At 37.3% G+C, this 21,044-nt stretch carries 25 protein-coding genes and 1 riboswitch; of the genes, 7 read left to right on the top strand and 18 right to left on the bottom strand.

Annotated elements, in window-relative coordinates; translation table 11 throughout:
* Positions 1-51: 51 nt before the first annotated feature.
* Entirely contained in the window at positions 52-246 is a 195-nt protein-coding gene (locus tag J2Z26_RS03550; RefSeq protein WP_193538380.1) for an alpha/beta-type small acid-soluble spore protein, read from the top strand.
* A 49-nt stretch (positions 247-295) separates the two neighbouring features.
* On the opposite strand, the gene J2Z26_RS03545 is transcribed toward J2Z26_RS03550, so the two are convergent.
* From J2Z26_RS03545 to J2Z26_RS03515, 7 genes are all read right to left on the bottom strand, one after another.
* A complete protein-coding gene (locus tag J2Z26_RS03545; protein ID WP_193538378.1) occupies positions 296-433 on the bottom strand; it encodes a hypothetical protein in 138 nt (45 codons plus the stop codon).
* 158 nt (positions 434-591) lie between these two features.
* Complete coding sequence (locus J2Z26_RS03540) at positions 592-2,211, bottom strand: ABC-F family ATP-binding cassette domain-containing protein (RefSeq protein WP_193538376.1); 1,620 nt, start codon at positions 2,209-2,211, stop codon at positions 592-594.
* Between the two features lie 168 nt (positions 2,212-2,379).
* Positions 2,380-3,324 (bottom strand): nucleoside hydrolase, encoded by a 945-nt coding sequence (locus J2Z26_RS03535; RefSeq protein WP_193538364.1) that lies wholly within the window; start codon positions 3,322-3,324, stop codon positions 2,380-2,382.
* Positions 3,325-3,397: 73 nt separating this feature from the next.
* Positions 3,398-4,147, bottom strand: a complete 750-nt coding sequence (locus J2Z26_RS03530; RefSeq protein ID WP_193538362.1) for a glucose 1-dehydrogenase — start codon at positions 4,145-4,147, stop codon at positions 3,398-3,400.
* A 42-nt stretch (positions 4,148-4,189) separates the two neighbouring features.
* Entirely contained in the window at positions 4,190-4,375 is a 186-nt protein-coding gene (locus tag J2Z26_RS03525; protein ID WP_193538359.1) for a DUF6954 family protein, read from the bottom strand.
* A gap of 135 nt (positions 4,376-4,510) precedes the next feature.
* A complete protein-coding gene (locus tag J2Z26_RS03520; RefSeq protein ID WP_193538355.1) occupies positions 4,511-5,122 on the bottom strand; it encodes a cell wall hydrolase in 612 nt (203 codons plus the stop codon).
* Positions 5,123-5,629: 507 nt separating this feature from the next.
* Entirely contained in the window at positions 5,630-5,824 is a 195-nt protein-coding gene (locus J2Z26_RS03515) for a hypothetical protein (protein WP_193538344.1), read from the bottom strand.
* A gap of 190 nt (positions 5,825-6,014) precedes the next feature.
* On the opposite strand from J2Z26_RS03515, the gene J2Z26_RS03510 reads away from it, so the two are divergent.
* The gene (locus J2Z26_RS03510) at positions 6,015-6,608 is read left to right on the top strand and encodes a hypothetical protein (protein WP_209794294.1); all 594 of its coding nucleotides are present in this window, start codon (positions 6,015-6,017) and stop codon (positions 6,606-6,608) included.
* Between the two features lie 61 nt (positions 6,609-6,669).
* On the opposite strand, the gene J2Z26_RS03505 is transcribed toward J2Z26_RS03510, so the two are convergent.
* A complete protein-coding gene (locus J2Z26_RS03505; protein WP_193538547.1) occupies positions 6,670-7,539 on the bottom strand; it encodes a patatin-like phospholipase family protein in 870 nt (289 codons plus the stop codon).
* Between the two features lie 140 nt (positions 7,540-7,679).
* On the opposite strand from J2Z26_RS03505, the gene J2Z26_RS03500 reads away from it, so the two are divergent.
* Entirely contained in the window at positions 7,680-7,859 is a 180-nt protein-coding gene (locus tag J2Z26_RS03500; RefSeq protein ID WP_193538337.1) for a YkvS family protein, read from the top strand.
* Between the two features lie 87 nt (positions 7,860-7,946).
* Here J2Z26_RS03500 and queF read toward each other — a convergent pair whose 3' ends face one another.
* Positions 7,947-8,444 carry a preQ(1) synthase gene (queF, locus tag J2Z26_RS03495; protein WP_193471976.1) on the bottom strand — a complete coding sequence of 166 codons (498 nt, stop codon included), beginning with the start codon at positions 8,442-8,444 and terminating at the stop codon, positions 7,947-7,949.
* A gap of 82 nt (positions 8,445-8,526) precedes the next feature.
* Positions 8,527-8,572, bottom strand: a riboswitch (PreQ1 riboswitch).
* 109 nt (positions 8,573-8,681) lie between these two features.
* Positions 8,682-9,623, bottom strand: coding sequence for an EamA family transporter RarD (gene rarD, locus J2Z26_RS03490; protein ID WP_193538334.1), 942 nt, complete (start codon positions 9,621-9,623; stop codon positions 8,682-8,684).
* 150 nt (positions 9,624-9,773) lie between these two features.
* On the opposite strand from rarD, the gene J2Z26_RS03485 reads away from it, so the two are divergent.
* Positions 9,774-10,295, top strand: coding sequence for a DUF2062 domain-containing protein (locus J2Z26_RS03485; protein ID WP_319638081.1), 522 nt, complete (start codon positions 9,774-9,776; stop codon positions 10,293-10,295).
* A gap of 19 nt (positions 10,296-10,314) precedes the next feature.
* Here the strand turns inward: J2Z26_RS03485 and J2Z26_RS03480 are convergent, their stop codons facing one another.
* From J2Z26_RS03480 to J2Z26_RS03465, 4 genes are all read right to left on the bottom strand, one after another.
* Complete coding sequence (locus J2Z26_RS03480) at positions 10,315-10,863, bottom strand: DUF3231 family protein (protein WP_193538330.1); 549 nt, start codon at positions 10,861-10,863, stop codon at positions 10,315-10,317.
* A gap of 179 nt (positions 10,864-11,042) precedes the next feature.
* Positions 11,043-13,400, bottom strand: coding sequence for an FdhF/YdeP family oxidoreductase (locus J2Z26_RS03475; RefSeq protein WP_193538328.1), 2,358 nt, complete (start codon positions 13,398-13,400; stop codon positions 11,043-11,045).
* Positions 13,401-13,750: 350 nt separating this feature from the next.
* Positions 13,751-14,110, bottom strand: a complete 360-nt coding sequence (locus J2Z26_RS03470; RefSeq protein ID WP_193538327.1) for a Na-translocating system protein MpsC family protein — start codon at positions 14,108-14,110, stop codon at positions 13,751-13,753.
* A gap of 72 nt (positions 14,111-14,182) precedes the next feature.
* Positions 14,183-15,454, bottom strand: a complete 1,272-nt coding sequence (locus J2Z26_RS03465) for an L-lactate MFS transporter (RefSeq protein ID WP_193538325.1) — start codon at positions 15,452-15,454, stop codon at positions 14,183-14,185.
* Between the two features lie 368 nt (positions 15,455-15,822).
* Between J2Z26_RS03465 and fdhD the strand changes: the two genes are divergently transcribed.
* Together fdhD and moaA are read left to right on the top strand one after the other, a co-directional pair.
* Positions 15,823-16,614 carry a formate dehydrogenase accessory sulfurtransferase FdhD gene (gene fdhD / locus J2Z26_RS03460; RefSeq protein WP_193538323.1) on the top strand — a complete coding sequence of 264 codons (792 nt, stop codon included), beginning with the start codon at positions 15,823-15,825 and terminating at the stop codon, positions 16,612-16,614.
* Positions 16,615-16,631: 17 nt separating this feature from the next.
* Positions 16,632-17,651: a GTP 3',8-cyclase MoaA gene (moaA, locus tag J2Z26_RS03455; RefSeq protein ID WP_193538321.1), complete on the top strand. Its 1,020-nt coding sequence runs from the start codon at positions 16,632-16,634 to the stop codon at positions 17,649-17,651.
* Between the two features lie 37 nt (positions 17,652-17,688).
* Here moaA and J2Z26_RS22255 read toward each other — a convergent pair whose 3' ends face one another.
* A complete protein-coding gene (locus J2Z26_RS22255) occupies positions 17,689-17,823 on the bottom strand; it encodes a hypothetical protein (RefSeq protein ID WP_267912238.1) in 135 nt (44 codons plus the stop codon).
* 1 nt (position 17,824) lies between these two features.
* Positions 17,825-17,965 carry a DUF6254 family protein gene (locus tag J2Z26_RS03450; RefSeq protein WP_193538317.1) on the bottom strand — a complete coding sequence of 47 codons (141 nt, stop codon included), beginning with the start codon at positions 17,963-17,965 and terminating at the stop codon, positions 17,825-17,827.
* A gap of 120 nt (positions 17,966-18,085) precedes the next feature.
* On the opposite strand from J2Z26_RS03450, the gene J2Z26_RS03445 reads away from it, so the two are divergent.
* Entirely contained in the window at positions 18,086-18,682 is a 597-nt protein-coding gene (locus J2Z26_RS03445; RefSeq protein ID WP_193538315.1) for a CPBP family intramembrane glutamic endopeptidase, read from the top strand.
* A gap of 327 nt (positions 18,683-19,009) precedes the next feature.
* On the opposite strand, the gene J2Z26_RS03440 is transcribed toward J2Z26_RS03445, so the two are convergent.
* Both J2Z26_RS03440 and J2Z26_RS22365 read right to left on the bottom strand, forming a co-directional pair.
* Entirely contained in the window at positions 19,010-20,065 is a 1,056-nt protein-coding gene (locus J2Z26_RS03440; RefSeq protein WP_193538313.1) for a YkvI family membrane protein, read from the bottom strand.
* A gap of 72 nt (positions 20,066-20,137) precedes the next feature.
* Positions 20,138-20,959 carry a DUF2935 domain-containing protein gene (locus J2Z26_RS22365; protein WP_193538311.1) on the bottom strand — a complete coding sequence of 274 codons (822 nt, stop codon included), beginning with the start codon at positions 20,957-20,959 and terminating at the stop codon, positions 20,138-20,140.
* Between the last annotated feature and the right edge of the window lie 85 nt (positions 20,960-21,044).

The following is a 21,044-nucleotide window of genomic DNA, read 5'->3' as shown; positions in this document are numbered from 1 at the left end:
AGAGTAATCATCTTTGATTACTCAAAAAACTTCGTACGGGAGTGATGTATCATGGCACGAAACAAACTTTTAGTTCCAGGTGCTTCAAATGCACTTGATCAAATGAAAGAAGAAATCGCTAATGAGTTTGGAGTTCAGCTAGGTGCAGATACGACCGCACGTGCAAATGGTTCTGTTGGTGGCGAAATGACAAAGCGTATGATTAAAATGGCTGAACAACAGCTTCAAAACCAACAACAGTTTTAACTCAATGAAAAAAGCTCATATCAGCTTGCCTGGTATGAGCTTTTCTTGATTATTTCAAAAGCTCTCCACTGATTTCTTCTGTTTGTCTTTCTTTTGCCTCAATTAGGCTAACTCCAAAAAAGATTAAAAAGACAATTAAACAACTAAATATAGTCACAATCATCACATTTTTCTTAAATACCATCATTTGTAATCACCCTACATTACAGACGCTATAAAAAAGGAGAAGTTTCAGGATTTGATGCCTATTTTCCATGTTAAACTAAATTTTACATATACTCTTAAATGGACGATTACAGAGAATTAAAAAACTGGTGCCAGTTACCTGGGCACCAGTTTTTTATCTTAAGCGTACATTGCTTTTACTTGTTTTTGAAGCTCTTCATTTTCAAGATACTCATCATACGTCATTTGCTTATCAACCAATCCATTTGGCGTAACCTCGATAATGCGGTTTGCAATCGTTTCGATAAACTGATGGTCATGTGATGTAAATAGCATTGAACCTTTAAATGCAATTAAACCATTGTTTAACGCTGTAATTGATTCTAAATCAAGGTGGTTCGTAGGATCATCTAATATTAACACGTTTGATCCACTTAGCATCATCTTCGAAAGCATACAACGAACTTTTTCTCCCCCTGATAATACGCTAGCTTTCTTCAACACATCTTCACCTGAAAATAGCATTCTTCCTAGGAACCCACGAAGGAAGCTCTCACTTTGATCGTTTGGAGAGAACTGACGTAACCAGTCTACAAGGTTAAGATCTGAGCCCTCAAAATACTTTGAGTTATCTCTAGGGAAGTACGCTTGTGAAGTAGTGATTCCCCATTTAAATGAACCACTATCTGCGTCCATTTCACCCATTAAAATTTTAAATAAAGTGGTTGTAGCAATTTCATCTTTACCAACAAAGGCAATTTTGTCCCCTTTATTCATAATAAAGTTAACATTATCTAATACTTTTACACCGTCAATTGTTTTTGATAAACCTTCAACACGTAGTAAGTCATTCCCAATCTCACGCTCTGGTGTAAACCCAACGAATGGATAACGACGAGAAGATGGTTGGATATCATCTAGTGTGATCTTATCAAGTAATTTTTTACGAGAAGTTGCTTGTTTTGATTTAGAAGCATTTGCACTAAATCTCGCAATAAATGCCTGTAATTCTTTAATTTTTTCTTCCTTCTTCTTGTTTGCATCAGAACCTAACCTTTGAGCAAGTTGACTAGATTCATACCAGAAGTCATAGTTACCCACATAAATTTTGATTTTACCAAAATCAAGGTCTGCCATATGCGTACATACTTTATTTAAGAAGTGACGGTCATGGGATACAACAATAACTGTGTTTTCAAAGTTAATTAAGAACTCTTCCAACCATTGAATAGCTTGGATGTCTAAGTGGTTGGTAGGCTCATCTAGTAATAGAATATCGGGCTTTCCGAACAACGCTTGAGCAAGTAATACCTTAACCTTTTCTCCACCTGTTAGATCAGCCATCTTTTTCGTATGAAGATCTTCAGAGATACCTAGACCTTTTAGTAGAATTGCCGCTTCTGATTCAGCTTCCCAACCATTCAGCTCTGCAAATTCACCCTCAAGCTCTGCAGCTTTCATTCCATCTTCATCTGTAAAATCTGCTTTCATATAGATTGCATCTTTTTCTTGCATTACTTGATAAAGACGAGCATGGCCCATAATTACAACCTTCATAACTTCATGCTCTTCATATTCAAAGTGATTTTGCTTTAACACAGCAAGACGCTCACCTGGAGTCATATGAACATCACCTGTTTGAGCTTCGATCTCACCAGAAAGAATTTTTAAGAAAGTTGACTTTCCTGCACCATTCGCACCAATTAAGCCATAACAGTTACCTGGTGTAAACTTAATATTTACATCTTCAAATAATTTGCGATCACCATAACGTAAGCTTACGTTTGAAACAGTTATCATAAAAGAGTATCCTCCATTTCTATTAAAAAAAGCCTGCAATTTTAAATTGCTAGCATGATTTTTTCAAAATACTTATATTATGCCCAACTGATTATACCATTAACCATCGTTTAACTCCACTTCCGAAGAAAATTTCCATAATAATAAGGACTACTTTTATGTAGCCCTTTAGACGTTACTCCTCGTCATAATATTTACGAAATCCTGCATAAATAGTTGGTAGTTTAGTTGCATTCCAATTCGGTCAAGTGTTGGAAATGGCTCTAGATCAGGTGTTGGTCGAAAATCTGCAATTGACTCACCCTTCGTCTTACCAAAAAGCTCGATTGTGACTCTTCTAGATGTATATTCAAGCATTGTAGGATTAACTATGGCACTTAATGTCACCACATCATGGAGTGGTGCTCCTTGAATGCCAGGGACATTTTTCTTGTACGCTTCAAAATAATAGTCAAAGATTGGCTCAATTAACGGAGCGAATGGATTATCACTCATTCTACTTATATAATTTATAACTTCAGGAGTAGCAATCGCTTCGTTAGTGACGTTTAATGGAATAATCGTAACATTTCTCCCCCGCTCTACAACTAAATTTGTTGCAATCGGATCACCATGAAAATTAGCTTCAGCCTTGGCTGTCACATTTCCAGGTACCAAAAACGCTCCACCCATTAGATAAAATGCCTTAACCTTATTCATAATGTCCCCACCGAGAATAAAGGCAATGGCTAAAGAAGATGACCGACCAACATCAACTATGATGAGTTCATTTTCATACCTTTCAATAATCGTAAACACTTCATCAAAGTTGACTATATTAGGAACGATATTATCTGGTGGACGAATTGGCCCTAACCCTTCTGGACCGTGTATTTCTGGATAAAAAGTAACACTCTCTCCACTTAAAGGATATTTGGCACCTGAAATTAATGGAATATCTTCTCTACCCGCTAACGAAAGTAAGTATGCCGCATTTTGCTCAGTTTGCTCTTGACTCACGTTTCCATAGCTAGTAACTATGCCTACAATATCAATGTTTGGATGCAGTAACCCGTATATAATAGCTAATGAATCATCAATCCCCGGATCGCCGAATAGAAGAATTTTCTGCATGTTTCTCCTCCATATAAATGTACTTCTATAGTATATGCCCAAACGACGAGTACATTAGTGAAGAATTGTAGAATTACTCCTCATAAATCATTTTCCTTGTCATACCACCGTCAATAATCATATTTTCACCAGTTATAAAATTATTTTCTGGATTGGTTAAAAACAGGCAGGCTCTCGCAATATCATCTGGTTGCCCCACTTTTCCCGATGGATGTTGTTTATGATCTTCATCTCGTAATGAGTTATAATCCACAACCTCAATCCAACCTGGGCTAATGGAGTTAACCGTAATGTTGTATTCACCTAGGGAAATGGCTAGTGCATGTGTTAACGCAATAATTCCACCCTTAGACGCTGCATAGGCTTCGGAATTCTTTTCAGACATGAAAGCACGTGTAGATGCCATATTTACAATTGAACCACCACTAGCATTGTTTTTCATATATTTTGCAGCTTCTCTTGAACATAAGAAAACACTTCGAAGGTTTGTGTTAAGTATCGTATCCCATTCCTCGACATCAAGCTCAAACAATGACTTCCATCGTGAAATTCCAGTATTATTGATTAAAATATCGATTGTTCCATATGTATTTATCGTTTGTGTCATTAGTTCAACAATCTCATCTGGTTTTGAAACATCTGTTTTTATGTAGGTAGCATCTCGATTCATCTTTTTTATTTCAGAAATGACTTGGTGCCCACCTGTCTCATCTATATCCGCTACAACAACTTTCGCACCTTGGTTTGCATATTCAAGAGCAATTCCTCTTCCAATTCCATTTCCCGCTCCTGTAATGACGACAACTTGATTTTCAAATTTCATTTAATCCACTCCTTTAAAACAAGCGTTGTCACCAAGACAACGCTATTTTTTCATTCTTTTAATTATAATACGATGTAAGAATATAAGTACAAGATAACAGCCAGCGACAACAATACTAACTATCACTCTTTCTTTCATGACTCCATCTGCAAGTAAAACTGGTCCTATTCCAAAGAAAGTGACCACTAAATAAAGAAGAGTGAATAATACATGTACAAGCCACTTCATTATTTTTCCCCATTTCCTCTTATTTACTAAATAGACGTTTTTTTATTATAACAGTTACAGGGAATGAATTTTTTTCGGTAGGAAAAATAAAAAAGCATCCACTCTTAAAATAGAGATGAATGCTTTAACACTTCATTATTTTGCAAATACGTGATTTCCGATAACAATTGTTGTTTGTCTTGATAAGATCCATTTATTAGTAATTTTTGCAGGGTTGTAGAAATAAATTGAGCCTGCACCTTGTCCACGAAATGCAATTGCTTCTTCAACAGCACGTTTTGCTTCTGCATCAGCTGGTTGTTTAATCGAACCTGTTGCATATGGAGTAAATGCAAAGCTGCCACTAGGTGTGCGCTCAGTAATTACACCATGAATTGTGTTTGGGAATTCAGGATGTGCAACACGGTTAAATACAACAGTAGCAACCGCTACTTTACCTGCGTATGATTCACCTTTTGCTTCAGCATGAACTAATCTAGCTAATAAATCTTTTTCATAAGCTGTAATAGTTTGAGGGATTACTAGTTTTTGACCAGGATAAATGACATTGCTTGTGCGCTTATTTACGGCTTTTAATTGGTTCACTGATACACCATAAGCTACGCCGAGTTTCCATAGTGTATCTCCACTTTTAACTGTATGAGTTGTAGTTGTTGTTGCAGCTTCAGTTGGTGTGTTATCTGCAGAAAAAGCAAATAATGATAATCCAAGAGTTGAAGCGATTACTAGTTTTTTAAGTTTTTTCATAGTTTGTTACCTCCTAGTAGTTTGCTTGGCTCCTTAATAGGCTAACAAGATATTACGAGTCTAGCATTAACTAAAATATGGTAACAAAAAAATCAAGGAATAATCCTTGATTTCATCATGTTTGATTCAACTTTGGTAAATTAAACTAGTACTACAAACTTAGTGGATTTTGCCGATGGAGATGGTTTATGTGACCTGCTTTCGGCCGAAATCCTTTTTTGACGGCACATAAATTCATTTATATGACCTGCTTTCGGCCAAAAAATCATTTTGAGGGCACGTAAATTTGTTTATGTGACCTGCTTTAGGTCGAACACCTATTTTGAGGGCACATAAATTTGTTTATGTGACCTGCTTTCGGTCGAAACCCTATTTTGAGGGCACATAAATTTGTTTATGTGACCTGCTTTCGGTCGAAACCCTATTTTGAGGGCACATAAATCCGTTTATGTGACCTGCTTTCGGCCAAAAAAACTATTTTGAGGGCACATAAATCCACTATCATACTCAACTCCTCGGTTCAGCTAAATATTTATAAAGAACAGATCCACCGCGCTGGGCAATACCTCTAAAATGTTTAAAATCCTCTCTTTTTACAATAAATTCACGGAAAGCTAAAAACTGTTCATTCGTTACATGGTATTCACTAAGCTCCCCATCACGTAACTTATCTAAAATTTCATTGACTAATTCTTCATTCATGCGTATCACCTCTAGAAATAGATTCCAACAATAAGGACTTTTTTATTATAGTAATTATATAAGTACGTAACAAGGCGAAAACCCATTTATCTAGGGATTTAACACAAAAAACAACTATGGTCCATAGAATATGGTGGATATGTCAGTTAGGCATATTACATTACTTATTAACTGAGAGAGGACGATTCACTTGTTTAAAAGAAATACTCCAATGAATAATCCATATATGGCTAATCAGCCTTTACCAATGAATCAATTTGGCCCTACAAATTTTCCACAACAAGGATTCACACCGGATGTTCCAAATGCACAGTTTCAAGCTCCGATGACACTACCATATGGACCAACAGGACCTACAGGACCTACAGCACCTACTGGGCCTGTATATGGTGGTATGACACCAGGAATGCCAACTCAAGACTTTGACTATGATGACGATATGGACTTTGGCCCATCTCCAATGATGGGGCAACAACAGCCTCCTATGGGATTTGATCAGGGCATGACTCCAACACCAGGTATGGGCTTCAACCCTGGTATGACACAAAACCCAGGTATGGGCTTCAACCCTGGCATGACACAAAACCCTGGCATGGGCTTCAACCCTGGCATGACACAAAATCCTAGCATGGGCTTCGGACCTAGCATGCCACAAAATCCTGGCATGGGCTTCGGACCCGGCATGACACAAAATCCTGGCATGGGCTTTGGTCCCGGTATGACACAAAATCCTGGTATGGGCTATGGTCCAACTGGTGGCTGTGGCTGCGGCTGCGGTAGATAATAAATTGTGTCAACAGGGGCCTGACCCCCACCGCTTTAAAGCGGTGGAGTCAGGCCTTATTTTATGTATTTAACCAATTTTGTAACTCCTCAATTTGTTGTTCAGCTTGGTTGTACCCTTCTTCATAGAGTGCTGCAAGTTTAATTGGGTTACGTTCTACTCGACCAACTGCATGGATGGATTCTGGCCTAAATACGAATACATTTCCTTTTTCTTCTTGTTCTTCGATATAGTCTAGGGTTTCGTTATAAATTCTGTAACGGCTACTCATTACATGACCGATTTGCGGATAATCTCGTAAGCTTCTTTTAAGCAACCACTCCATTTTCGGCTTACTCTTTCGATATCCCTTTTCCTGTGTTAATACAATGACATTTTTTGTATTGTTTTCAGCCTGAGCCTTTTTGATGGGGATAGGGTCAGATAACCCACCATCTAAAAGCTTTCTATTCCTAAATTCAACCACAGGTGCAACAAAGGGTAACGAGCTGGAAGCCCTGATTGCCATTAATATATCTTCTCGATAGTCTTCTCTGGTTAAGTAGACAGGTTCACCTGTTACACAATCAGTTGTTCCAACTACAAAATGTTCAGCTGCTTGATTGAACGTTTCAAAATCAAACGGAACTAACTTAGTTGGTAATTCATTAAATATGAAGTCCATGCCAAATAATTGTCTTTCCTTTAAAAACTTCTTATAAGAGATATATTCAGGGTGATTTACATAGTCAATATTGACCTTACGATTACGACCTTTTTGCCTTGATATGTAGGAGGCTGCATTGCATGCGCCGGCCGATACACCAATGATATAAGGAAAGAATAGGTCTTGTTCTAGAAAATATTCTAATATACCCGCTGTGTATACCCCTCGCATCCCTCCGCCTTCTAGCACCAAACCTGTATTCTTCAAAACGAAACTCCCCTTCATTTTCAATAAAATAACTATATTAAGATATTCATAATTCATCTATTTTTATAAATTATTCTACCAAAAAGTCTTTACGTTTTGGAAATAATAAGGCAAAATAAGAATAATTGAATTTTCTTAAAACTAAGGAGGGGCTGACGATGAAAGTTGCAGCGATCGGTAACATTATTGAGTTCAAGGATGGACTTCAAGGTATTGTTGAAAAGGTCAATGAAAATTCTGTAATCGTTGATTTAACTTATATGGATAATTATAGAGACATGGATTTAGAAAGAAGAACGGTCGTCAATCATAAAAACTACAAAATAATTGAAGCATAGGTTCCTAGATACCAATGAACAATAAAAAAAGTGCATAATAAAATGCTTGGACAAGAGTTTCCTTATCCAAGCATTTTTCGTTCCATTTTATCGGTTATCAATTGTCTCTGGATATAAATCGTGATTCATCATACGGTATTCTGCCATTTGCTCATATTTAGTGCCTGGCTTCCCATAGTTCGTATAAGGGTCGATTGAGATTCCACCACGCGGTGTAAATTTCCCCCAAACTTCAATATATCGAGGGTCCATTAGTTCAATTAAGTCATTCATGATAATGTTCATGCAGTCCTCATGGAAATCACCATGATTACGGAAACTAAATAAATAGAGCTTTAATGACTTACTCTCAACCATTTTCACTTCTGGTATATAGCTAATGTAGATTGTCGCAAAATCAGGTTGTCCTGTTTTCGGGCAAAGGCTTGTAAACTCAGGACAGTTAAACTTTACAAAGTAGTCTCGGTTTTGGTGTTTATTATCAAATGTTTCAAGAATATCTGGCGAATATTCAAAAAGATACTTTGTACCTTGGTTTCCTAATAACGTAACATCAGTTAATTCTTCATCTCTTCTTCCTGACATGTTTGTTTCCTCACTTTCATCTATACCTTTAGATACTTAAAATTAGATTAACAACAAAAAAACAATACCCCAAGGATATCGTTTGTCCTTAGTTTTTTATAGAGGGTATTTGCTAGAACCTCTCCCGACATCATCGGATTGTATTTTTTACTTTCCTACTATATCATGATTTGAAAAATCTCTCCATAGTGAATATTTTCTAACGAATTCGATATTGTCAAACCCCCGTCAATTTCGTTATGCACTAAAAGATTTTCCTTTACGAAACTTTTGCTCTGCACTGACTAATAACTTAGTCTTCGATAATGAATAGATTAATAGCGCTGTCCAGATTAATGAGAAAGTTATCATATGAATTTTAGTAAAGTGCTCATGATAGAGAAACACTCCAAGGAACAAGCTAATGGACGGCGCAATATATTGTAAAATTCCAATCATTGATAAAGGAATTCGTTTTGCTCCATTCGCAAACCAAAGCAATGGCATAGCTGTAGCAATGCCTGCACCAACTAATATTAATTTGGTAGATATGGACGCGGAAAAAAACGTAGCCATTCCATCTGATTCTAAGAAAAATAAATAGCCTATTGCAATCGGAACAACAATCATCGTTTCGAATGTCAGCCCTATTAAGGAGTCCAACTTCGTTAACTTTTTCGTTAGTCCATACAATCCAAAGCTTATGGCTAAGGTTAATGCCACCCATGGAAATTGACCATATTGGATAGCGAGAATTAGAACTCCAATCCCTGCGAGGATAAATGCAATGACTTGCCAATAGTTTAACTTTTCTTTTAGAACGATAGTTGCTAAGAGAACACTAACAAGTGGGTTAATATAATAACCAAGACTTGCTTCAATGATGTGATCATGGTTAACAGCCCATATATAAACGAACCAATTACAACTAATTAATACGGCTGAAGCTGTTACCCCAAAGAGTGCTTTCTTAGTGGTAAAAACATTTTTACATTCTGTTATAAATTTCTTACCCTTATTAGCAACTGCTAAAATCAACACGACAAAAATAAAAGACCATAAAATTCGATGTGCTAATATCTCTGCAGACGGTACATAATCCAGTAGCTTCCAATATAACGGGAGGAATCCCCACAGGATATAGGCACCAGCAGTATATAACACACCAACACGATGGTCAGTCCAATACTCGTTCCTCATTCTCTTTACCCTCGTTTCAATACATCTGAATAGATACATTATAGTGAGTTATGTTTTTCTACACAATAAATTTGTTTTGGAACATATTTTCAAAAGCTTGCATGTACAAACTATTTGGCTTACAGTAATTACTTAAAGCTATATATAAATATGATTTATTTGGGTGATTATATGCTTCTGTCTTGGAAAAGGAAAATCAAATTAATGCTATTAAAACTATTTAGATTAAGAGACAATGCCCATAGTGTGGCTATTGGCTTTACTGTTGGATTACTTCTGAATTTCATTCCAACCTTTGGGATAGGCCCACTCGCTTCTGCGGCATTACCTAAGTTGTTTCGAGGTAATTCTGTTGCTGGTTTAATTGGAGGAATTCTTCTCGTGTGGGCTTTTCCTTTATTGTTTTATCTAAATATTGTAACAGGTGACATCCTTTTCCCAATAAAAATTGAGGAAATTGCAATTGAACATGGCATTGAAGAAACAGAAGAAGTAATAGAAGCAGGGATTACCATTGGTAAAGCCTTTATTGTGGGTATGATCGTTAACATGCTAATAGCTGGGCTTTTATCTTATATAACCGTTTACTTAATTTTTAAAAGAAGTAGAAGGAAAGTTTTATTGCTTATATATAAAAAATGGAACATACAAAAAAAGAAAAGTGTTAGATAACAACTAACACCTTTCTTTTTTATTGCTGTGGTAGGCCAGGGGGATAATAATATGGTGGCACCTTAATCCAGCCACGTTTTATCAAGAGTGTCTTTAATGATGTTCCAAATAAAAGCTTTTCGCTTAAGAAATCAACCCATATAGTACCCAAATCTGTTCGTATTGATTGTGAAGCACCCGTTGCACATGCAATGATTGCAGATGCCGTTTTGATAGACACCCCATTTGCAATTTCATCATCCGTCAACTTTACGCCTAATGGGACTGAATTAGGATCGGAATTTGGTCTAGGTTCTGAAACATTCGGTAAATGAACACCTTCTGTTTTCATAAAATCCTTTAATTTTGTTGACTGTTTATCACATTGCTCTATACTATCCTTTAACATATCAAGTAACTCGTCGTCTGTAGTCATGTTCACGCCAGCTTGCATAAAAATAGACGCTTCATCCATCATTGCTACATACACCCAACAACTCATTACTTCTCCTACATGCAAAGGTGATTTGGGCTCATTGTCTAATTTGACTTTTAATGTATTGGCCACAGCCTCAAAGAGATTCGTCATCACACAGTCCCCCTTTATTTTCAATAAATAAGATAAGCTTATTTTACCAACTTTGTAAGAAAATATTCCTACTATGGTTACTATGTGTAATGACATTTGTCTTGTAGGGCAAAGTTTTAAAAAGCAGAAAAAAGCGGACAACCTATGCCCGCTTCCTTCTATTATATAGACCTCTTAACTTAAGATGGAATCTCCTCTAGTTCATCTACTCGTTTTTCAAGGTATTGTGTATCCTTCCTTGCATTAAATCGATCTGCTTTCTCAAGGCTAACTGTTATGTTGTAATCTGGAATTCCAGCATATTTTTCATAACGACCTCTCGGTAATAGGAAATTACCTTCAGGAAAATGGACCTCTACATTGCCTCTTGCAATGTCTACAAACTTTGCTCTTCCTTGGAAAACACCGAAGCCATTGTATAAAACAATCCCTTCACCTTCAGCAATACTTGCATCTTGTGCATCTTCAGGGTTCATTAATACATCATAACGACCAGCATCATTAAAAGGATCCACTTCACTATAAACCATAGAGTTAAATTGTTTACCACGCCTTGATGTTACGATAAATTGCCCCTCTTTTTTCCCAAGATCAGGAATATCAACTGTGACTAAATTCCCCTTACCATCTGATGTTGGGCAAATTCCATCTTCACATAACCATGCTCCACCCCATTGGAATACATCACCTGCTTTGCTTAAGTGTTGAATTCCATCATAGTTCGGATTGGCTTTCGCAATTTCAGCACGAATTTCAGCAGCATCTTTAAAATCAACAAGATGAGCTGATTCAGGTTTTACTCTTTTAGCCAAATCAACATAGATTTTCCACTCTGCACGAGCTTCTTCTACCATATTTTTATTCCCTTTTATTTCAGGACTAAAATAAACCATACGCTCTGTAGAAGTGGAAGTACCGCCACCTTCTTGCTCATAACGTGTTTTAGCTGGTAAAACAATAACTGCCTCTTTCGCGTCAACAAGTGTAGAAGTATTTAAAATAATATCTTGATGTACTCGAATATCTAATTCAGACAATGCCTTTTTAACGAAATCAGGATCTGGCATGGTCTCAAGGAAATTACCACCAGATAAATAATAAAGTTTAATTTTACGTTCATGATCTTCAGGTAGCAAAATATTTTCGAGAGTCATCCCAACAATATCACCTTGCCACTCAGGAAGCTTAAAGCCCCAGAGCTCTTCAATACGCTTAATATTTTCACCGTAAAAATCTCCACCAGGTAACACGAATGGATCAGCACCCATTTCACCGCTACCTTGTACAGAAGAGTGACCACGGAATGGCATTAGACCAGCATGTTCGCGTCCTAAATGTCCACGTAGCAATGCAAGGTTAGCAACTTGTGAGATATTATCGGTTGCGAAAGAATGCATCGTTAACCCAAGAGCCCAAGCATATACTGCATTTTTACTCGCAGCAAGAAGCTCTGCTAATTCAATAATACGTTTCTTTGGTACACCTGATGATTCAACAATATGCTCCCATGATTGTTCCTGAACCTTTACTTGTAACTCTTCATAACCATTTACATGTTTTCCTACGAACTCATGATTAATTGCTGAGCCAACAGCCTTCTCTTCCATCTCGAACCAGTGCTTCATAATTCCATGCATGAATGCAATGTCTCCACCGATATTTACTTGGTAAAAGTCATCTGCGATTTTTGTCCCAAATAACGCTGATTCTGGACTTGACGGGATCCAATATTGATCCATTGCTGGTTCCTTATAAGGATTTACAACAATGATTTTTGTACCTTTTTTCTTTGCTTCTAACATATATTTCGTTGAAACTGGTGAACTATTCGACGCAACACTTCCCCAGAAAAGAAGCACATCTGTTCCAATCCAATCTAAATAGTTAACAGTAGATGCACCAACACCTATTGATCGTTTTAATGCTGTCTTCGATGGTGAATGACAAATACGACTCGCATTATCTATGTTGTTCGTACCTAAGAAACGAGATACTTTTCCTGCTATATAATAGGACTCATTCGTTATACCACGACTTGTAAGATAAAATGCATATTGCTTAGGGTCTAGCTTTTTCATTTTAGCTGAAATCAGATCCATCGCATCATCCCATGTCAGGCGTGAAAACTTCCTATCACCTTTTCGACGAATCATCGGATAAGGAATACGCCCTAGCTTGCGAAGCTCTGTACTGTCATATTTTCGCAATTCATCAATATCAGCATGTAGAATTTCAGAATTAACAGCAGGCATTGTATTTAAACGAAGTACATTTAGGCGTGTTGTACAAACGTGTGGTCCTGTCAATGTTTGGTCATATAAACCAGATACACCTAATGCACAGCCGTCACATACACCTTTTGTAATAATATTCGTTGCATACCCTAAGTTATCTTTGTTTTCCCATAAAACGTTAAAACCATCTCGTATATGCTTCGGTTTTACTTTTCCTAATCCAAATGGAATTGGACTTACCCAATGCTTTGGGTCTGGCAGTTTTGCCTTTTTTTGTGGTCCTGGATGTAATGTTTTACCCAAAGGTATCACTCCTTTTTTTAGTAACTCAATACTTACCTGTTGATTTCCGCTGCAGGCACTCGCTTTCCGCGGGGAATCATGAAAAAGCCCAACTACCGGCTTTTTCAAAGGCAGATTCCCATCGGGCGGTCCGTGAGCCTCCTCGGCGCAAGCGCCTGTGGGGTCTCACTTTGACGCTCCGGATATCCCGCAGGAGTCTCGTGCCTTCCGCGGAAATCAACGTAGTATTCAAATCAACGATAGCTTACACATAGCAAAAATAAAAACCACCGTACCCCAATCCTATTAATAAGGACTGGGTCAACGGTGGTTAAGTCTTGAGCAGGGTCGCTACCAAGTGCCAAACCAATCTATTTACAAAACTTTTGTTGTAAGTCTTCATCAAACACAAAAATAGACATTCCAAAATCTCGATCAAGGTCTATATCTACAAAGAGTTCAAGGAACTTACATTGTAGGAATTCTTCCATCTCTACTGGAGGATTTTTACGATACATTTCCTTCACCATTTCCGTTCTTGCAGCACGTAAGGCTTGCTTACCTTCATCCGCACTTGCAATAAACTTCTCTACTGGAGATAGGTTTCCTTCCATTTCACATATGGCCCAATTTTTACAAAAGGTCGTCGTAATTTTACTTGGCCCTTTTCCCATATGCTTTTTTCTGAAAGAACGTACTATGTTACTAAACTCGGCTTCATACTTATTCATAATTTCCTCCTACCTCTAAGAGGTTAAAACTGTTTAAAATTTTACCACAAAAAGATAGACTATGAAAAGCTTTTAACCTGCCAATGTTTTACTCTCGTTTTTCAACGCATTTTCCTTACGCAATCTTGTAATGTCTCGACGAATGATTAAAGAAATAGCGAGTGCAATGACAAACATACCTGCAAAGAAGGTTAAGCTGCCTGCGTAGCTTCCGGTTGTATCCTTCATCCAAGCTGCAAACATTGGTCCCGCTAAACCAGCTGCAGCCCAAGCTGTTAAAATATAGCCATGAATTGCACCAAGTTGTTTTGTTCCAAATAAATCTCCGATATAAGCTGGAATCGAAGCAAATCCACCACCATAGCATGTATAAACAATTGCTAACATCACTTGGAAAAGAATTGCTTCTGTTGTAAATGGTAAAAGAGCAAAAAGGACAATTTGTAATGCAAAGAACGTAGTATACGTATTAGGTCTTCCAATATAATCAGATACAGATGCCCATCCAAGTCGACCTAAACCATTGAAGATTCCTAATACCCCAACAAGGGCAGCTGCTTCAGCAGTTGATAAACCAATGCTTTCTTCTGCTAATGGTTTTGCTGCAGAAAGAATAGCGATACCACATGTTACATTAATGAATAACATAATCCATAGGTAGTAGAATCTAGATGTTTTGATAGCTTCATTGGCTGTTAATTGAGACAAATCTTCTTTGATCTTTGTTTTACCAGCTTGGACCTTCTCTTTAAAGCCTTCTGGTAACCAACCTTCAGCTGGTTTTTCTAAATATAGAGAAGATAATGTCATAATAACTAAGTAGGAAATTCCTAAAATATAAAATGTATTTGCCGTTCCAACAGAGTTAAGTAACAATTCCATTACTGGACTTGCAATCGCTGCTGAAAACCCAAATCCCATAATTGCTAAACCTGTAGCGAGACCACGACGGTCAGGGAACCATTTAACCAATGTTGATACTGGGGCAATATAACCTACTCCTAACCCAATACCACCTAACACTCCATATGTAATATACAGTAGTGGTAGTGAACCAATACTTACTGCAAACCCAGCACCAATGACACCTGCTCCAAAAAAGCCTGATGCCAATAAGCCTGCACTCCTAGGACCATATTTTTCTACAAAGTGACCTAAAAATGCAGCTGATAATCCTAAAAAAAGAATGGCTAAACTAAATGTGAACTGTACCTGTTTTGCACTCCAACCAAACTCATCAATTAGTGGATTGGTAAAATTACTCCATGCATAAACAGAACCAATCGAAATATGGATACCAACAGCAGATGCTGCGATAAGCCAACGATTTTTCGTCTTTTTCATAACTTCCTCCATAAAAAGTAATATTTGCAAACAAAAAACCGCCAATCTCATAAACTATGCAAAAAATGCACAATTAAAGAGGATTGACGGTTAGTATCAAGCAGGTTTCGCTACTATCGGACCAACAGTTAATCGTAAATAAATATTTTGTACACATCTTAAAACGTAGACAGGATCGCTATCACGCACCAAAATGTTACAAATTTATGAACTTTATTCTTGAATACTACCATTTCCTTTCGAGTTTCGCAACAATAATTTCTTCTACATTGAAGTGTTTTCTATCTACAGGTAAATCTTTATACTTGTGTACTAAAAAAAGATATGTTTATATTTTAGTAATCTAATAGATAGTCAGGTGAAGAAACATGAGTCATAAAATGACAACGAAAAGAGAAATTCAAAAATTTATAAATGGTCAACTTGCAACCACACATGACGAAATTGTCACAGAATTTCCTTTAACTTTGTTTGTAAACGATACTGAATTTGCTACAATGGTATGTACACCAACTCATTTAGACGAGTTAGTCATCGGCTTTCTTGCATCTGAAGGTGTGATTCGATTCAAGGACGATATTAAAGAGATGTCCATTGATGAATCTAAAGGTTTTGCATATATTACACTGCATACTGAAATGACAACAAGTCAACAATTGCATTCAAAGCGTTTTATTGGATCATGTTGTGGAAAAAGTAGACAATTCTACTTTCATAATGATGCACGCACTGCTAAAACCTCTACAGCCCAAACGACACTCACACCGAATCAGTGTATCTTGCTTATGAAAAAAATGCAGGAAGAAAGTATCGTATTTCAGGAAACTGGAGGCGTTCATAATGCTGCCCTTTGTACACCTGAAGAAATTATAGTTAGCCGTACAGACATTGGCAGACATAATGCGCTTGATAAATTATATGGCCATAGCCTGCTTCATTCCTTTTCAGTTCGAGATAAAATTATCGTCTTTAGTGGCCGAATCTCCTCAGAGGTTTTGCTTAAGGCAGCGAAACTTGGAGTAGGGATTGTTCTTTCTAAATCAGCTCCTACTGAGCTGGCAATCAAACTGGCTGAAGACTTAAATATAACAACAGTTGGATTCATTCGTGGAGAATCATTCAATGTTTATACACATCCTGATCGAATTATATCTAATTAACTGAAGGAGGGAAATACTTGGAAAACGAGCAAACAGTATTAGATCAGTTACAGCGCCCCCTTCGTGATTTAAGAATATCAGTCACAGATAAATGCAATTTTCGCTGCACATACTGTATGCCAGCTGAGATCTTTGGTCCCGATTACCCTTTTTTAAAAAGGGCAGAGTTACTTTCGTTTGAGGAATTAGAGCGACTAACAAAGATTTTCGTTCATTCTCTTGGTGTGAAAAAAATTCGTATTACAGGTGGTGAGCCTCTAATGCGAAAGGACATTCCACAATTAATCGAGAAAATCAGTCAAATCGATGGAGTCGAGGACATTGCCATGACAACAAATGGATCTCTTCTCCCTAAATATGCGACAGACTTAAAGAAAGCTGGATTACAGCGTGTATCCGTAAGCCTAGATTCCTTAAAAGACGAAGTGTTCGGAAAAATTAACGGTAAAGGTGTTACTGTTCAAACAGTTCTAGATGGTATTAATGCAGCGGCAGAAGCTGGTCTTAAGGTAAAAATCAACATGGTTGTTAAACGCGGAATGAACGAGCAGGACATCGTTCCAATGGCAAAGTACTTCCGTGAAAAAGGACATATCTTGCGCTACATTGAGTATATGGATGTTGGAAACAGTAATCAGTGGAAGCTTGATGATGTTTATTCAAAAAAACAAATCATTGAGGATATCCATGCAGTCATGCCTTTAGAAGCAGTTGCTCCTAATTATACTGGTGAAACCGCAAGTAGGTTTAAATATGTAGGATCAGAAGATGAAATTGGTGTTATTTCTTCCGTTTCTGATGCCTTCTGCTCAACGTGTAATCGTGCTAGGCTGTCTGCTGAAGGAAAGTTGTACACTTGTTTATTCGCATCAGTTGGTCATGACCTTCGTGAACCAGTTCGTTCAGAGCTAACAGATAATCAATTATCTTCACATATCTCGGATATATGGCACGGCCGAAAAGACCGTTACTCACTTGATCGTAGTAAGCTATCTGGAACTCGAAGTAAAATTGAAATGTCACATATAGGAGGATAGAGCAACGAGGCTCTATCCTTTTTTTTACGTCCAGCTGCTACTTATTCTTTTTACGTAACTCGTTATGTTTACCTTCCGCTAAGTCATTTCCGAAGTCTTTGTCAGTACCAATGGCATCTGATGCTTTCTTCATTTTCTTCTGTTGGTTTTTGTGGCTATCACGAAGTACCATGTTACTCACCTCTTCTTTCTTTTTTCACATTTGGAGTAATATCTTCTCCAAGTTCCTCAAATGATTTAACTTTACCATGTGGATTTTGTTGACGTTTTCTTACATTCCATTGTCTTTCTTTTTCATGTTGTGATTTCGTCATTTTTTTTCTCTCCTTTTAGCCAATAATAAGGATGAAACCATTGTTACGTTTTATTATGCTACCCATAAGATAGTCTGATACACTAGAAGTACACGTAACCCTTGAAAGGAAATATTGGAAATGACCGATAAAAAAAATACCGTATTTGCTATCCTATTTGCACATCTCTTTCTACTACTTAGCTTTACAAAAATACTACCCTTTTGGCCAATGTTTACAGTTGCGCTTTTCATATTAAGTGCACTATCCATTTATAAAAAACGTTTTAGTTTTCGTATTAATGGAGCCTCGGTCGGCTTAGGCATACTAACAGGTATCTTACTCTATCTAATATTTGCAATCGGAAAACAAATCCTACTTGCGATTGGTTTACCTGTTGAAGAAGACCTTAAAGAATTGTACTCTTTTGTTTCACCAACTCAAATATGGCATTATATTGTTCTTACACTCATTATTATCCCGGGCGAAGAGCTTTTCTGGAGAGGCTACATTCAGCCCAGCTTCTCAGAAAAATCAGCATGGAACGGGATCATCTATGCAACCCTACTCTATGCCTCTGTCCACATCTACTCTGGCAGCACCATGCTCATCCTAGCTGCAATCGTCGGAGGACTATACTGGGGACTGATTTATGTTTGGAAAAAAAATATTGTTATTAATATTGTCTCTCACTTTACATTTAACCTATTTTTGTTAGTGATATTGCCATTAAATTAAAGGTTATCCGACTTCTATCCCCGCTTATTCGAGTTGAAGTCCGGATCTATGCCTTATTCAGACTTCGATCACGCGCTTGTTCGAGTTGAAGTCCGAAAACATGCCTCATTCAGACTTCGATTCCTCGACTGTTCGAGTTGAAGTTCCAATCCATCCCTTATTCAGACTTCAATCCTGCTTGTTCAAGTTAAAGTCCGAATCTATCCCTCATTCTTACTTCGATTCCTCGCTTGTTCGAGTTTCAAAAAGCAAGTGCCTGTAGCGCAAAGGAACGGATAAGGTTCAAAGAAAAAAACACCGACATCCTTCATGTCGGTGTTTCTACCTTTAACTATTTCGAAAAGGAATCCGATCCAGTACAGATTCTGGTAAAACTAATAAAAATAAAACCGTCAAACTCATATAGCCGAAAATTGGATACAAGATAGAAATTAATGAACCATAACCAAATAAACTAATGAAAAAAGCAACAGTAAGGATACCGGTAACAATAAGTATTGACGGTAAACGTATAGCCGTCTTAATCTGTCGCTCTAACCCAAAAACATCTCCAATAACAGACGTAAAAATCTCCCCATAGATCACTAGTACATATAGCCAATAAAATGAAAACATTAACGTCTTCATTACCTCAGCCATCGGAATCTCAAATTGCCCGACATTAGGTAAGGAAGAAAGGGAAATGTGATTCGTGATTAAAATAAGACAAAGAATTCCTCCCCCGATGATGCCTCCCCATTTTACAATCGAACGATCTTTCACTTCATTTGCTAATGGTACAAGAACTGCCTGTGCCATTGCCAAATTAAAGGCTGTATAAATAAAAGGTGAAACAATCCAGCGTAGGCTAGTATCTGAAGAAAAAGCACCGAGTACGGGTCCCTCTCCTCCCATTAACACCTTACTTGCTAAAATCAAACTAAATAACACCATTATCGGAACAACAACTAAATTAACCCCAAATAATCCCTTTACTCCAAAAAACATGACTCCTACTGTTAATATTATTGTAATTCCAATACCAGTTAAATAAGGTAAACCAAGCTGTTCGTGAAATACTGCTCCAGCCCCTGAAAGCATAACAGAAGTTACTCCTACTAGTACGAGGAGCATCAGTATGTTAACAATTGTCCCAATTTTATTTCCAAATAAATACTCATTAAATTCCTTATAAGATTTAGCACCAATCTCCTGCGAAACAATCATCATTTTGGCGCCAATCCACATAAATAAACATCCGCTTAACAGTATTCCAATTAGTCCATACAAACCATACTGTGTAAAAAATTCAACAATTTCCTTACCCGTTGCAAAACCTGCACCGACTACTGTACCAACATAAACAGCAGCTACCTGAAAAGCGGACAACCATTTCCCCCGCAACAATATCACCTCACAAACTAAGCATTTGTACAAGTATATGAGGTGATTTCAAAATAAAGACGAGCAATTTGCTTATCTAAACGATGGCTTTGATAACGAGCATGGAGGAAACTCTATATCTGGCGCATAGTAAGTTAGTTTATTTAAGAAATAACAGGCCTCAGGAAAATGATGTTCTAAAAAGCGTAACGTTGTTTGATTTAACACTTGGTCATTTTTATATAAACGAACCATTCTTTCTACTAAATGAGTAAGGCCATTAACTGATTGTGATACATCCCTTGCGAATTGGAGCTGAATTGGAAATCCTTCTGGAGTAAATCGTAAATAGCCTTTTATCGCTTCATTTTTTATAATATATGCCTGAAAAAGTTGCATAAAGCTTCTTGTTTCGTTAACAAGTGTTACCTCCACCCCATCAAGAGCCCTGACTAGTAAGGCTGCATGGCCCACCTGATCCTCAAGCCACAGGTCCATTAAATCAACTAATGCTTGCACAGGTGGTACTTGACCGTTCACATAGTATCCCAATAACCTTAAGTATTCTAGATTTTCACCAAGTGTTCCATTAAAATAACTCGGTGTTAAATTTACATTCACCTTATTTTCAATCCGAAGCCGCTGAATTTGCCCTTCAAACTGATAATAACCATAAGCAACTGGATACGCCTCTCTGGCAAATGCAATCATTTGTGGTGAATTTTCATTTAAATTAGGAGGAATAGATGCAAGTTTGTTTCTTAGCTGCTGAAACTGATAAATATATTGCGCAGCTTGATCTACAATTTGTTTTTCACTTGGAGATGCAAAATCATGTACAAAATACCCATGATCCTCTAACACCTCTAACCAAAAACTATGCTCCTGCCAGACTGAAATTTTCTGATACGCCACCCGATCGCCCCCAATATTATTATTTATTTAACCTTATGATGTATTTCTCTTTATCAGACCTGGTTTTATCCCTCTCTTAGTTTCC

Origin of the sequence: Cytobacillus luteolus, assembly GCF_017873715.1 — a bacterium.
GTDB lineage: Bacteria > Bacillota > Bacilli > Bacillales > Bacillaceae_L > Bacillus_BV > Bacillus_BV luteola.
The sequence above is the reverse complement of the archived record's forward strand: the minus strand, read 5'-3'. Positions and strand labels throughout refer to the sequence as shown.